The sequence below is a fragment of the Marinobacter litoralis genome (assembly GCF_003336705.1).
Taxonomy (GTDB): Bacteria; Pseudomonadota; Gammaproteobacteria; order Pseudomonadales; family Oleiphilaceae; genus Marinobacter; species Marinobacter litoralis.
Genome location: NZ_QMDL01000005.1, coordinates 20,833 through 33,901, shown reverse-complemented (window position 1 = coordinate 33,901; position 13,069 = coordinate 20,833). Strand labels below are relative to the sequence as shown.

The following is a 13,069-nucleotide window of genomic DNA, read 5'->3' as shown; positions in this document are numbered from 1 at the left end:
GACTTCAACCCAGGATTTCTTCGACGGATTTACCGCGCTTGGCTGCAACATCTTCAGGCGCATTCATTGCCTGCAGACCCTTAATGGTTGAACGTACAACGTTCACCGGGTTTGTAGAGCCGTAGCACTTAGAGAGAACGTTCTGAACGCCCGCTACTTCAAGCACTGCACGCATCGCACCACCAGCAATTACACCGGTACCTTCCGAAGCCGGCATCATAAACACTTTAGAACCGCCGTGCTGTGCACGAACCGGGTACTGAAGCGTGTTGCCGTCTAGAGCGACGTCTACCATGTTTTTACGCGCAGCTTCCATAGCCTTCTGGATCGCGACCGGAACTTCCCGGGCCTTACCACGACCAAAACCAACGCGTCCTTTACCATCACCCACTACGGTCAGTGCAGTGAAGGCAAAGATACGGCCGCCTTTAACAACCTTAGCGACTCGATTGACCTGAACCAGCCTTTCCTGGAGCTCAGGCGCCTTCTGTTCGTTAACGCTCATCTTCTCCACCTCTTAGAATTGCAAGCCAGCTTCACGAGCACCGTCGGCCAAAGCCTGAATGCGACCGTGATAACGGTAACCTGAGCGGTCAAATGCGACCTTCTCAATGCCTGCCGCCTTAGCGCGTTCAGCAATCAGCTGACCGACTTTTTTAGCGGCGTCCACGTTACCGGTTGCACCCTGGCGCAATTCCTTATCCAACGTGGAGGCAGTTGCCAGCACTTTGCTGCCATCTGCAGTTGTAACCTGGGCGTACATGTGACGTGGTGTGCGGTGAACGCACAGACGGTCAGTACCCAGCTCACGAATTTTCATGCGCACTTTACGTGCGCGACGCAGTCTTTCGTTATTCGCGCTCATAGTCCCGCCTTATTTCTTCTTGGCTTCTTTGCGTCTTACCTGCTCATCCGCATAACGAACACCTTTGCCCTTATAAGGCTCGGGCGGACGGAACGCGCGAATGTCTGCAGCGACCTGGCCAACCTGTTGCTTGTCGATACCGCGAATGACGACTTCCGTGTTAGACGGAGTTTCAGCGGTAACACCCTCGGGCAGCTCGTATTCGACCGGGTGGGAAAAACCCAGTGTCAGATTGAGCTTTTTGCCTTGCGCCTGAGCACGGTAACCTACACCTGCCAGCTGAAGCTTACGCTCCCAGCCTGTAGATACGCCGTTAACCATATTGTTAACCAACGCCCGAGTAGTACCAGCAAGAGCGCGGGACTTTTTAGCACCATCGCGCGCTGCAAAGCGAAGACGACCGTCTTCCTGCTTTACTTCAACCGCTTGGTGAATGGTGAGTTCAAGAGCACCTTTGGCACCCTTTACATTAATTTCCTGTCCGTTCAGCTTAACCTCAACACCGGAAGGCAGCACGACAGGATTATTGGCAACCCTGGACATGTGATTCTCCTAGAATACGGTGCAGATGACTTCGCCACCCACGCCAGCAGCTCGTGCGGCGCGGTCTGTCATAACGCCCTTGGACGTTGAGACAATCGCGACTCCCAGACCACCGGATACTTTCGGCAGTTCCCCAGCGCCTTTGTACTGGCGCAGACTCGGACGACTAACCCGCTTGATCTCTTCAATAACCGGCTTACCGCCGAAGTATTTCAGGTTGATCGTTAGCTGGGGCTTGGCATCAGCTGAAACGGAAAATTCTCCAACGTAACCTTCGTCCTTCAGAACTTGGGCCACGGAGATTTTCATTTTGGAAGACGGCATGACCACATCGGCCTTCTGTGCCATCTGAGCATTACGAATACGGGTAAACATATCCGCAAGCGTATCTTGCATACTCATTACAATGAGTCTCCTGATCTTTTTAGTTGTGCAGCGGCGCGCCGCACCGCTTACCAACGGGCTCCTGACCGAAGTCAGGATGCCTGTCTTACCAGCTAGCCTTGGTCAGCCCTGGAACGTCACCGCGCATGCCGTATTCGCGGAGTTTAATCCGTGAAAGTTCGAACTTGCGCAGAACGCCGTGAGGACGACCAGTCACCTGGCAACGATTCCGAAGACGTGAAGGGCTCGCATTGCGAGGCTGCTGCTGCAGCTTCATCTGTGCGTCCCAACGCTCTTCGTCGCTGGTATTAGGGTTTTTGATAATCGCCTTGAGCTCGGCGCGCTTGGCTGCGTATTTAGCCACAGTCTGCTCGCGCTTCAGCTCACGGTTTTTCATTGAAACCTTAGCCATGTCACTCGTTCCTTATTTCTTGAACGGAAAGCCGAAGGCTTTCAACAGTTCGCGACCTTCGTCGTCGGTATCGGCAGAGGTAGTGATGGTGATATCCAACCCGCGGACCTTGTCGACCTTGTCGTACTCGATCTCTGGGAAGATGATCTGCTCACGCACACCCATGCTGTAGTTACCGCGACCGTCGAAGGATTTCGGATTGAGGCCACGGAAGTCACGAATGCGGGGAACCGCAATGTGCACCAGGCGATCAAAGAAATCCCACATGCGCTCACCGCGCAGGGTCACTTTACAACCAATCGGCCAACCTTCACGGATTTTAAAGCCCGCTACAGATTTTCTTGCTTTGGTCACAACAACTTTTTGACCAGCCAGACGCTCAAGATCCGCGACGGCATTCTCAATCAGTTTCTTGTCACCAACAGCTTCACCGACACCCATGTTCAGGGTGATTTTTTCGATACGCGGAACCTGCATAACGTTCTTGTAGCCGAACTCTTTCTGCAGGGCGGGTACCACTTCCTTTGAATACTGCTCTTTCATGTTAAGCATCGTAACCACCACCGCTTACTGGTTATCGACAGGTTCTTTCGTGGACTTGAAGATCCGCACTTTAGTGCCGTCTTCCTTGATCTGGAAGCCAACACGATCGGCTTTGCCGGTCTGCGGATTAAAAATAGCCACGTTGGAAGCCTGGATAGGCGCTTCTTTTTCGACGATACCACCTGGGGTGCCGAGCATCGGGTTAGGCTTTGTGTGCTTCTTGATCATGTTGATCCCAGAAACAATCACGCGACCATCGTCCTGAACCTTCAGGACTTTACCACGTTTCTCTTTGTCTTTCCCCGCGGTGACGATTACTTCGTCATCTCGTTTAATCTTTTTCATAACCGGCCTCTGGTCCTTTAAAGTACTTCGGGTGCCAGTGAGATAATCTTCATGAACTTTTCGTTTCGCAGCTCACGAGTAACCGGTCCGAAGATACGGGTACCAATGGGCGCGTCCTGAGTGTTCAGAAGTACCGCCGCGTTACCGTCAAAACGGATCAAAGAACCGTCTGGACGACGCACACCCTTACGGGTACGTACTACAACAGCCTTAAGGACCTGGCCTTTCTTCACCTTGCCGCGTGGGATGGCTTCCTTAACGGTTACCTTAATGATATCCCCAACGCTGGCATAACGCCGGTGAGATCCGCCCAGGACCTTGATACACATAACTTGACGTGCACCGCTGTTATCCGCGACTTCAAGCATTGTTTGAGTCTGAATCATGGTTGTTCTCCGGGCGAATTACACCTTGGAAGCGCGTTCGGTGACCTCAACCAGAGCCCAGCTCTTAGTCTTGGAGACCGGACGGGTTTCCTCGATGGTTACGGTGTCGCCGATGTTGCACTGATTGCTTTCATCGTGCGCATGGATCTTGGTTGAACGCTTCATGTACTTACCGTACAGAGGGTGTTTCACCTGACGCTCAACCAGGACCACGATGGACTTGTCCATCTTGTTGCTCACGACCTTCCCGCTCAGAGTTCTGGCAGTTTGGGTAGCTTCGGTCATGTCACTGTCCTGCCTTTTCATTCATTACCGTTTTAACGCGCGCAATGTCGCGTTTCACGTTGCCGAGGAGATGAGACTGATTCAGCTGACCTGTCGCTTTACGCATACGCAGGTTGAACTGCTCCTTCAGGAGGTTGATCAGCTCGCTGTTCAGCTCCTCAACGGACTTTTCACGCAGCTCTGTTGCTTTCATCACATCACCGTCCTCGTTACAAAGGTGGTCTGTACAGGCAGTTTGGCCGCTGCCAATGTAAAGGCTTCCCGAGCCAATTCCTCGGAAACACCTTCCATTTCGTAGAGCATGCGGCCTGGCTGAATTTCAGCCACCCAATACTCGACAGAACCCTTACCTTTACCCATTCGAACTTCGAGCGGCTTACCGGTGATCGGCTTATCCGGGAAAACCCGAATCCAGATCTTACCGCCCCTCTTGATCTTACGAGTCATGGTACGACGCGCTGCCTCAATCTGACGCGCAGTTATACGTCCACGGGTTGTCGCTTTCAATCCGTATTCACCGAAGCTCACCTTAGTAGCTCGCTGAGCAAGACCGGTGTTACGGCCTTTCATTACCTTGCGAAATTTGGTGCGTTTTGGTTGCAGCATAAGAGTGCCCCTTTACTTAGAACCTTTCTTCCCAGAGGCTTTCTTGTCAGCACGGACCTGTTCCATACCACCAAGAATCTCACCTTTGAAGATCCATACCTTCACGCCGATAACGCCGTAAGTGGTGTGCGCTTCATAGGTTGCGTAATCAATATCTGCACGCAGTGTGTGCAGAGGAACACGACCTTCGCGATACCACTCGGAACGTGCGATTTCAGCACCCCCAAGACGACCACCAACCTGAATCTTGATACCCTTGGCACCCTGACGCATAGCGTTTTGAACGGCACGCTTCATAGCGCGACGGAACATCACACGACGCTCAAGCTGTCCGGCAACGTTTTGCGCTACCAGGCGGGCATCCAGGTCCGGCTTGCGGACTTCTTCGATGTTGATGTGCACAGGCACACCCATCATGTCGCTAACTTCACGACGCAGACGATCAACATCTTCACCCTTCTTACCGATAACAATACCGGGACGGGCGGTATGGATCGTGATCCGGGCGTTCTGAGCAGGGCGCTCGATCACGATCTTGCTGACAGACGCCTTAACCAGACGCTTGTCGAGGAACTCGCGAACCTGAATATCATTCAACAGGTTTTTCGCGTAGTCCTTTTTGTCGGCGTACCAAACTGAGTTGTGCTCTTTAATCACACCCAGGCGTATGCCGGTCGGATTTACTTTATGACCCATCTGAGCATCTCCTACTTGTCGGCGACCTTGACGGTGATATGACAGGTGCGCTTCATAATACGGTCAGCGCGCCCCTTGGCTCGAGCTTTGATTCGCTTGAGCGTTGGGCCTTCATCCACCATTACAGTGGAGACCCGCAGATCATCAACGTCCAGACCTTCGTTGTGCTCAGCGTTAGCGATGGCAGATTCAAGAGCTTTCTTGATCACACCAGCCGCCTTCTTCGGGCTGAAAGTCAGAATATTCAGGGCGTCCTCAACAGCCTTGCCGCGTACTTGGTCAGCGACAAGACGCGCTTTCTGAGCTGAGAGGCGAGCGCCCTTATACTTGGCTGCTACTTCCATTTCTATTACCTCAGGATCAGCGTTTAGCTTTCTTGTCGGCCGCATGACCACGATAAGTACGCGTTGCCGCGAACTCACCCAGCTTATGTCCTACCATATCTTCGGTGACATAAACCGGCACGTGCTGCTTGCCGTTGTGGACTGCAATGGTCAGGCCTACCATCTCTGGGAAAATTGTCGACCGGCGGGACCAGGTTTTAATTGGACGCTTGTCGCTTTTTTCCAGAGCTGCCTCGACCTTCTTCAACAGATGCAGGTCTATAAAAGGACCTTTCTTTAAAGAACGTGGCACAGCAATTACCTCTATGTAGTCGTTTACTTGGCCGAACGACGACGTACTATCATCTTATCAGTACGTTTGTTCTTACGAGTCTTATGCCCTTTGGTCGGAACACCCCACGGAGTAACCGGGTGACGTCCACCAGAGGTACGCCCTTCACCACCACCATGCGGGTGGTCAACTGGGTTCATAGCAACACCACGTACTGTTGGACGTTTACCGCGCCAACGTGATGCACCCGCTTTACCAAGCTGCTTCAGACTGTGCTCACTGTTGGAAACTTCACCCAACGTGGCGCGACAATCTACAAGCACCTTACGCATTTCACCTGAACGCAGGCGGATAGTGGCGTAAGCCCCTTCCCTTGCAACCAGCTGTACGGATGCGCCCGCAGAGCGAGCCAGCTGAGCACCTTTGCCAGGCTTGAGTTCGACGCAGTGAATCACAGAACCAACCGGAATATTCCGGAGCGGCAAAGTAGAACCCACTTTAATCGGCGCGTCGACGCCGGAGCGCACAGGATCGCCAGCCTTCATACCTTTAGGAGCGATGATGTAACGACGCTCGCCATCGGCATACTTGACCAACGCAATGTGCGCTGAACGGTTAGGATCGTATTCCAAGCGTTCAATAACCGCCGGGATACCATCTTTAGTCCGTTTAAAATCGATTACACGGTAGTGCTGCTTGTGACCACCACCAATGTGACGACTGGTAATACGGCCATTATTATTACGGCCACCAGTCTTACTCTGTGCTTCTACCAACGACTGGTATGGGCGCCCTTTGTGCAAATCCGGGTTGTAAAGCTTTACAACGTGACGGCGTCCGGCAGATGTTGGTTTGGTCTTGACGATCGGCATATTACGACCCCTTTACCTTATTCCACATCCAGAAAATCGATGTCCTGACCTTCTGCCAGCTTAACGTAAGCCTTACGAATGTCATTACGCTTGCCGAACCCGCGGATAGTGCGCTTAAGCTTACCCTTACGGTTCAGAACCTGAACACCTTCTACGGTGACGTTGAACAACTGCTCAACGGCTTTCTTGATCTCGGGCTTGGTCGCATCAGGGGCAACACGAAAAACCACCTGGCCGTGCTCCGCTACGCGAGAAGCTTTTTCTGATACGAGCGGTCCAAGCAGGACCTTGTAAATACGTTCCTGATTCATCCCAGCATCTCCTCGATCTTCTTCAGAGCGGGAACAGTGACCACGACCTTCTCGTAGGCAACCAGGCTAACAGGGTCCAGACCTGCCACATCGCGAACGTCCACGTGAGGGATATTGCGAGAAGCAAGGTGCAGGTTCTGCTCAACGGTCTCTGACAGAATCAGGGCATTAGAAACACCCAGGTCCGCCAATTTCGCTGTGAACACCTTGGTTTTAGGAGTATCGACGCTGATCTCGTCAACCACTACCAGACGTTCCTGACGAACCAGCTCGGAAAGGATCGAGCACATGGCCGCACGGTACATCTTACGGTTAACTTTCTGTTCAAAGTCGCGAGGCTTGGCAGCGAATGTTACGCCACCTGAACGCCAGATCGGGCTACGAATAGTACCCGCACGCGCGCGGCCGGTACCTTTTTGACGCCAAGGCTTCTTACCACCACCTCTGACTTCAGAACGTGTCTTCTGAGCCTTGGTACCCTGACGGCCAGCTGCCATATATGCAGTAACCACCTGGTGAACCAGAGCTTCGTTAAAATCTTTGGCAAACGCAGCATCGGAAACAGAAATTCCCTTGCCACTACCAGTAATTGTCAATTCCATCGAACCGCTCCTCAGGCTTTGACTGCAGGCTTGATGACAACATCGCCGCCAGTTGCGCCGGGTACGGCACCACTTACTAGCAGCAGGTTGCGCTCGGCATCGACACGGACAATCTTGAGGTTCTGCACAGTAACCTGCGCATTACCCATCTGACCGGCCATCTTTTTACCCTTGAATACCTTACCCGGAGTCTGGTTTTGACCAATGGAACCCGGAGCACGGTGAGAAAGGGAGTTACCGTGGGTAGCATCCTGCATGGAGAAGTTCCAGCGCTTAACACCGCCCTGGAAGCCCTTACCCTTGGAGCGACCAGTGGCATCAACCACCTGACCGTCTTCGAATACAGAGACAGTTAGCTCGCCGCCAGCGGCCAGCTCTTCACCTTCACCATCTGCCAAACGGAATTCCCAGGAACCACGACCGGCTTCAACGCCAGCTTTCGCGTAGTGACCTGCTTCCGCCTTAGTAACACGGGAGGAACGACGAGAACCTACGGTTACCTGAACTGCACGGTAGCCGTCGTTTTCGAGAGTTTTGAGTTGGGTAATCCGGTTGGGTTCAACCTCGATTACTGTAACAGGCAGAGCCTGCCCATCTTCCGTAAAAATACGGGTCATACCGGCCTTACGACCGACAACACCAATTGCCATGTTTCACCTCTTAAGTGTACGGGGCTCGCACCCTCTATGGCCTATGACAGTTACACACTCTAATACCAAAAGGTATTAGCCGAGGCTGATCTGAACGTCTACACCTGCTGCCAGGTCCAACTTCATCAGAGCATCCACTGTCTTTTCCGTAGGCTCAACAATGTCGAGCAAACGCTTGTGCGTACCAATTTCATACTGATCTCGCGCGTCTTTGTTGACGTGCGGGGATACCAGTATCGTGTACTTTTCCTTCCGCGTCGGCAGAGGAATAGGACCACGAACTTGAGCGCCGGTCCGCTTAGCGGTATCGACGATCTCCTGCGTGGACTGGTCGATAAGGCGATAATCAAACGCCTTCAACCGGATTCGAATTTTTTGGCTTTGCATGATGCACCAAACTCCACTCGTAGCAGCTACTAGTTAGCCGACCTTCAAAAAAAGGAGCCGCATTGTATGCATAATACCCAACCGTGTCAACTGCCGAAGCAGTTGACACGGTTGGGATAGCTTTGCGACCTAAACAGAAAAAGGGGCTGATAACTTTCAGCCCCTTTTTCCTGATCAACCGAGCGTATTACTCGATGATCTTGGCAACAACACCGGCGCCAACGGTACGGCCGCCTTCACGAATCGCGAAGCGCAGACCATCTTCCATGGCGATCGGAGCAATCAGAGTAACAACCATCTGAACGTTGTCACCTGGCATTACCATTTCAACACCTTCCGGCAGTTCGCACGATCCGGTCACGTCTGTGGTACGGAAGTAGAACTGAGGACGGTAGCCCTTGAAGAACGGAGTATGACGACCACCTTCTTCTTTGGACAATACGTACACTTCACACTCAAACTTGGTGTGCGGGTTGATAGAACCCGGTACGCACAGAACCTGACCACGCTCAACGTCGTCACGCTTGGTACCACGCAGCAGAACACCTACGTTCTCACCAGCACGACCTTCGTCAAGCAGCTTACGAAACATTTCAACGCCAGTACAAGTTGTCTTCACGGTATCTTTGATACCAACGATTTCAACTTCTTCACCAACTTTGATGATACCGCGCTCTACACGACCCGTTACAACAGTACCACGGCCGGAGATAGAGAATACGTCCTCGATCGGCATCAGGAACGGCTGGTCAACAGCACGCTCAGGATCCGGGATGTACGCGTCCAGAGCTTCTACCAGCTTCTTAACAGCGGTAGTACCCATTTCGTTGTCGTCTTTGCCTTCCAAAGCCATCAACGCAGAACCGGTGATGATAGGAGTATCGTCACCCGGGAAGTCGTACATGCTCAGCAGGTCACGAACTTCCATCTCAACCAGCTCAAGCAGCTCTTCATCGTCAACCATGTCCGCTTTGTTCAGGAACACAACGATGAAAGGAACGCCAACCTGACGAGACAGCAGGATGTGCTCGCGAGTCTGAGGCATTGGGCCGTCAGCTGCGGAACAAACCAGAATCGCACCGTCCATCTGAGCGGCACCAGTGATCATGTTTTTAACATAGTCAGCGTGGCCCGGGCAGTCTACGTGTGCGTAGTGACGCGCAGGAGAATCGTACTCAACGTGTGAAGTGGCGATGGTTATACCACGTGCACGCTCTTCCGGTGCGTTATCGATCTGGTCGAAAGCACTTGCAGAACCTGTACCCCAAACTTCGTGACATACACGAGTCAGAGCAGCGGTCAGAGTGGTCTTACCATGGTCAACGTGACCGATGGTTCCGACGTTTACGTGCGGTTTACTACGTTCAAATTTTTCTTTAGACACGGTTACACCTCTTCCTGTTTCTTAAGTCCTGGGGATCAACCCTTTTTAATGATCGCTTCGGCAATGTTCGAAGGAGCTTCCATATAACGGGAGAACTCCATCGCATAAGACGCCCGACCCTGTGTCGCTGAACGCAGATCAGTGGCGTAACCAAACATTTCCGACAACGGAACTTCAGCGCGGATGATCTTGCCCGCAGGGCCGTCATCCATACCCTGGATCAGACCACGACGACGGTTCAAGTCACCGACGACGTCACCCATGTACTCCTCAGGGCTGACAACTTCAACTTTCATGATCGGCTCCAGAAGCGCAGGATTGGCTTCCAGTGCACCCTTCTTCATTGCCATGGAACCGGCAACCTTAAAGGCCATTTCGTTGGAGTCAACATCGTGATACGAACCGTCATACAGGGTCGCCTTGATGCGCAGCAGAGGGTAGCCAGCTAGACAACCATTCTGCATCTGCTCGGAAATACCCTGCTGTACAGCCGGAATGTATTCCTTAGGAACAACACCACCAACGATTTCGTTCACAAAGATAAAGTTTTCGCCATCTTCATCATCCAACGGAAGCGGCTCAAGCTTGATCTTGACGTGACCGTACTGACCACGACCACCAGACTGACGAACAAACTTACCTTCGACATCAACCGGCTTACGAATGCACTCGCGGTAGGCAACCTGAGGCTTACCAATGTTCGCCTCTACCTTGAACTCGCGACGCATACGATCAACGATGATATCCAGGTGAAGCTCACCCATACCGGAGATGATGGTCTGACCAGACTCTTCGTCAGTACGAACACGGAACGAAGGATCTTCCTGGGCCAATTTACCCAAAGCAACACCCATCTTCTCTTGGTCAGCCTTTGACTTCGGCTCAACAGCTACAGAGATAACCGGCTCAGGGAATTCCATGCGCTCAAGAATGATCTTGTGGTTCTCGTCGCACAGGGTATCACCCGTCGTTACGTTCTTAAGGCCGATCGCAGCAGCGATGTCGCCCGCCAGAACTTCTTTGATCTCTTCACGATCGTTGGCATGCATCTGAACCATACGGCCCACACGCTCTTTCTTGCCTTTTACGGAGTTGAATACGGAGTTACCGGATTCAAGCTTACCGGAGTAGACACGGAAGAAGGTCAGAGCACCTACGAACGGGTCAGTTGCAATCTTGAACGCCAGAGCGGCGAACGGTGCGTTGTCGTCAACCGGACGAGTTTCCTCGGTACCGTCTTCGTCAACTTCACCACGAATCGCACGAACTTCGTCGGGAGCCGGCAGATATTCGATAACCGCATCCAGAACCGCAGGAACACCCTTGTTCTTAAATGCAGAACCACAGCAAGCCAGAACGATTTCGTTGGCCAGAGTACGAGCACGCAAGCCCGCCTTGATCTCTTCCAGGGTAAGCTCGCCACCCTCGAGATACTTGTCCATGTACTCTTCGTTGGCTTCAGCAGCTGCTTCAATCAACGCTTCGCGGTATTCTTGAACCTGGTCAACCATATCGGCAGGAACTTCGCCCTCCTGATAGGTCATACCCAGATCGTCGTCGCTCCAGTAGATCGCCTTGTTGCGCAGCAGATCCACAACGCCCGCGAACTGATCTTCGGCACCGATCGGCAACTGAAGAGGCACAGGAGTCGCACCAAGACGAGCTTTAATTTGCTCGACAACGCGCAAGAAATCTGCGCCGGCACGGTCCATCTTGTTCACGAAAACCATGCGAGGTACTTCGTACTTGTTCGCCTGACGCCAAACAGTCTCAGACTGAGGCTCAACACCAGAAGAACCACAGAACACAACGACAGCACCATCGAGTACACGCAGGGAACGCTCAACTTCGATAGTGAAGTCAACGTGGCCCGGGGTGTCGATGATGTTTACGCGGTGCTCATCAAACTGCTTGTCCATGCCCTGCCAGAATGTCGTAACAGCGGCAGAGGTGATGGTAATACCACGCTCCTGCTCTTGCTCCATCCAGTCAGTGGTAGACGCGCCATCGTGGGTCTCACCCATCTTATGGCTACGACCCGTATAGTAAAGAATACGTTCGGTCGTGGTGGTCTTGCCCGCATCAACGTGCGCACAGATACCAATGTTTCTGTAACGTTTAATCGGTGTTTTGCGTGCCACTGTATAAACCTCGGCTGATTAGAAACGGAAGTGAGAGAAAGCCTTGTTGGCTTCTGCCATGCGGTGTACGTCTTCACGCTTCTTAACTGCAGAACCTTTACTTTCGGCCGCGTCAAGAATTTCGCCAGCTAGACGCTGAGCCATGGACTTTTCACCACGCTTCCGAGAGAACTCCACCAACCAACGCATGGCCAGCGCATTCTGACGGGAAGGCCGCACTTCTACAGGCACCTGGTAGGTAGCACCACCAACACGACGGGACTTAACCTCAACCATCGGCTGAATGTTTTCCAGGGCCTTCTCGAACATTTCGATCGGCTCTTCATTAGACTTCTCGGCAACGATTGTCAGAGCACCGTAAACAATGCGCTCTGCAGTCGACTTCTTGCCACTTTCCATCACGTGGTTGATGAATTTCGCAAGACGTGCACTGCCGAATTTAGGATCGGGAATAATTTCCCGTTTTGCTGCAACTCTTCTTCTAGGCATCGATAAGCCCTTATATTTAAAGGTCTTCAGGAACCCCTGAGATAGCAATAGCTACTCAGCCTTACTCTCACCGTTCTGACAAGCAACGATAAAAGACACCCGCTAGGGACATCAGGACTTGGGTCGTTTTGCACCGTACTTGGAGCGGCCCTGCTTACGGTTCTGAACACCCTGGGTATCCAAAGTACCGCGAACAGTGTGATAGCGCACACCCGGAAGGTCTTTTACTCGACCGCCACGGATCAGCACAACACTGTGCTCCTGAAGGTTGTGACCTTCACCACCAATGTATGACGAAACCTCGAAGCCGTTTGTCAGACGAACACGGCACACTTTACGAAGTGCTGAGTTCGGCTTCTTCGGCGTTGTGGTGTACACACGAGTACATACACCACGGCGCTGAGGACAGGCCTGAAGAGCAGGAACATCGCTCTTGGCTACCTTGCGCTTACGAGGCTTACGCACCAACTGATTAATCGTTGCCATGTAAGCAAACTCCAAAAAACCATACCAATGAAACTTACCCTCCATACAGAGGGTAAAATTTAGGGTC

The 13,069-nt window shown here is 52.5% G+C and carries 23 protein-coding genes; all 23 read right to left on the bottom strand.

Translation table 11 applies throughout. From position 1 onward, the window contains the following. Positions 1 to 4: 4 nt before the first annotated feature. Complete coding sequence (gene rpsE / locus DOQ08_RS15010) at positions 5 to 505, bottom strand: 30S ribosomal protein S5 (protein ID WP_114335802.1); 501 nt, start codon at positions 503 to 505, stop codon at positions 5 to 7. Between the two features lie 12 nt (positions 506 to 517). Next, complete coding sequence (gene rplR / locus DOQ08_RS15005) at positions 518 to 865, bottom strand: 50S ribosomal protein L18 (protein WP_114335801.1); 348 nt, start codon at positions 863 to 865, stop codon at positions 518 to 520. Between the two features lie 9 nt (positions 866 to 874). Continuing rightward, positions 875 to 1,408 carry a 50S ribosomal protein L6 gene (gene rplF, locus DOQ08_RS15000; protein WP_114335800.1) on the bottom strand — a complete coding sequence of 178 codons (534 nt, stop codon included), beginning with the start codon at positions 1,406 to 1,408 and terminating at the stop codon, positions 875 to 877. A gap of 9 nt (positions 1,409 to 1,417) precedes the next feature. Continuing rightward, positions 1,418 to 1,810 carry a 30S ribosomal protein S8 gene (gene rpsH / locus DOQ08_RS14995; protein WP_114335799.1) on the bottom strand — a complete coding sequence of 131 codons (393 nt, stop codon included), beginning with the start codon at positions 1,808 to 1,810 and terminating at the stop codon, positions 1,418 to 1,420. Positions 1,811 to 1,898: 88 nt separating this feature from the next. Beyond that, positions 1,899 to 2,204, bottom strand: a complete 306-nt coding sequence (gene rpsN, locus DOQ08_RS14990; protein ID WP_114335798.1) for a 30S ribosomal protein S14 — start codon at positions 2,202 to 2,204, stop codon at positions 1,899 to 1,901. A gap of 12 nt (positions 2,205 to 2,216) precedes the next feature. Beyond that, positions 2,217 to 2,756 (bottom strand): 50S ribosomal protein L5, encoded by a 540-nt coding sequence (gene rplE, locus DOQ08_RS14985; protein WP_114335797.1) that lies wholly within the window; start codon positions 2,754 to 2,756, stop codon positions 2,217 to 2,219. A gap of 15 nt (positions 2,757 to 2,771) precedes the next feature. Next, positions 2,772 to 3,092, bottom strand: coding sequence for a 50S ribosomal protein L24 (gene rplX, locus DOQ08_RS14980; RefSeq protein WP_114335796.1), 321 nt, complete (start codon positions 3,090 to 3,092; stop codon positions 2,772 to 2,774). Between the two features lie 17 nt (positions 3,093 to 3,109). Next, positions 3,110 to 3,478, bottom strand: coding sequence for a 50S ribosomal protein L14 (gene rplN, locus DOQ08_RS14975; protein WP_114335795.1), 369 nt, complete (start codon positions 3,476 to 3,478; stop codon positions 3,110 to 3,112). Between the two features lie 18 nt (positions 3,479 to 3,496). Further along, entirely contained in the window at positions 3,497 to 3,763 is a 267-nt protein-coding gene (gene rpsQ / locus DOQ08_RS14970) for a 30S ribosomal protein S17 (protein WP_114335794.1), read from the bottom strand. Between the two features lies 1 nt (position 3,764). Next, positions 3,765 to 3,956 carry a 50S ribosomal protein L29 gene (gene rpmC / locus DOQ08_RS14965; protein ID WP_114335793.1) on the bottom strand — a complete coding sequence of 64 codons (192 nt, stop codon included), beginning with the start codon at positions 3,954 to 3,956 and terminating at the stop codon, positions 3,765 to 3,767. Next, the gene (gene rplP / locus DOQ08_RS14960; RefSeq protein WP_114335792.1) at positions 3,956 to 4,369 is read right to left on the bottom strand and encodes a 50S ribosomal protein L16; all 414 of its coding nucleotides are present in this window, start codon (positions 4,367 to 4,369) and stop codon (positions 3,956 to 3,958) included. The genes rpmC and rplP overlap by 1 nt, the downstream gene beginning before the upstream one ends. A 12-nt stretch (positions 4,370 to 4,381) precedes the next feature. Beyond that, positions 4,382 to 5,065: a 30S ribosomal protein S3 gene (rpsC, locus tag DOQ08_RS14955; RefSeq protein ID WP_011784249.1), complete on the bottom strand. Its 684-nt coding sequence runs from the start codon at positions 5,063 to 5,065 to the stop codon at positions 4,382 to 4,384. 11 nt (positions 5,066 to 5,076) lie between these two features. Beyond that, positions 5,077 to 5,409 carry a 50S ribosomal protein L22 gene (rplV, locus tag DOQ08_RS14950; protein WP_044387658.1) on the bottom strand — a complete coding sequence of 111 codons (333 nt, stop codon included), beginning with the start codon at positions 5,407 to 5,409 and terminating at the stop codon, positions 5,077 to 5,079. 16 nt (positions 5,410 to 5,425) lie between these two features. Then, the gene (gene rpsS, locus DOQ08_RS14945; protein WP_114335791.1) at positions 5,426 to 5,701 is read right to left on the bottom strand and encodes a 30S ribosomal protein S19; all 276 of its coding nucleotides are present in this window, start codon (positions 5,699 to 5,701) and stop codon (positions 5,426 to 5,428) included. 23 nt (positions 5,702 to 5,724) lie between these two features. Beyond that, a complete protein-coding gene (gene rplB, locus DOQ08_RS14940) occupies positions 5,725 to 6,552 on the bottom strand; it encodes a 50S ribosomal protein L2 (RefSeq protein ID WP_114335790.1) in 828 nt (275 codons plus the stop codon). A 17-nt stretch (positions 6,553 to 6,569) separates the two neighbouring features. Continuing rightward, the gene (gene rplW / locus DOQ08_RS14935) at positions 6,570 to 6,863 is read right to left on the bottom strand and encodes a 50S ribosomal protein L23 (RefSeq protein ID WP_114335789.1); all 294 of its coding nucleotides are present in this window, start codon (positions 6,861 to 6,863) and stop codon (positions 6,570 to 6,572) included. Continuing rightward, positions 6,860 to 7,465 (bottom strand): 50S ribosomal protein L4, encoded by a 606-nt coding sequence (gene rplD, locus DOQ08_RS14930; protein ID WP_114335788.1) that lies wholly within the window; start codon positions 7,463 to 7,465, stop codon positions 6,860 to 6,862. The genes rplW and rplD overlap by 4 nt, the downstream gene beginning before the upstream one ends. A gap of 11 nt (positions 7,466 to 7,476) precedes the next feature. Next, positions 7,477 to 8,115: a 50S ribosomal protein L3 gene (gene rplC / locus DOQ08_RS14925; protein WP_114335787.1), complete on the bottom strand. Its 639-nt coding sequence runs from the start codon at positions 8,113 to 8,115 to the stop codon at positions 7,477 to 7,479. Positions 8,116 to 8,190: 75 nt separating this feature from the next. After that, entirely contained in the window at positions 8,191 to 8,502 is a 312-nt protein-coding gene (gene rpsJ / locus DOQ08_RS14920; RefSeq protein WP_114335786.1) for a 30S ribosomal protein S10, read from the bottom strand. A gap of 187 nt (positions 8,503 to 8,689) precedes the next feature. Then, complete coding sequence (gene tuf / locus DOQ08_RS14915) at positions 8,690 to 9,886, bottom strand: elongation factor Tu (RefSeq protein WP_114335785.1); 1,197 nt, start codon at positions 9,884 to 9,886, stop codon at positions 8,690 to 8,692. A gap of 35 nt (positions 9,887 to 9,921) precedes the next feature. After that, positions 9,922 to 12,027, bottom strand: coding sequence for an elongation factor G (gene fusA, locus DOQ08_RS14910; protein WP_114335784.1), 2,106 nt, complete (start codon positions 12,025 to 12,027; stop codon positions 9,922 to 9,924). A gap of 18 nt (positions 12,028 to 12,045) precedes the next feature. Continuing rightward, positions 12,046 to 12,516, bottom strand: a complete 471-nt coding sequence (rpsG, locus tag DOQ08_RS14905; RefSeq protein ID WP_114335783.1) for a 30S ribosomal protein S7 — start codon at positions 12,514 to 12,516, stop codon at positions 12,046 to 12,048. A 111-nt stretch (positions 12,517 to 12,627) separates the two neighbouring features. Then, positions 12,628 to 13,002, bottom strand: a complete 375-nt coding sequence (gene rpsL / locus DOQ08_RS14900) for a 30S ribosomal protein S12 (RefSeq protein WP_012139854.1) — start codon at positions 13,000 to 13,002, stop codon at positions 12,628 to 12,630. Between the last annotated feature and the right edge of the window lie 67 nt (positions 13,003 to 13,069).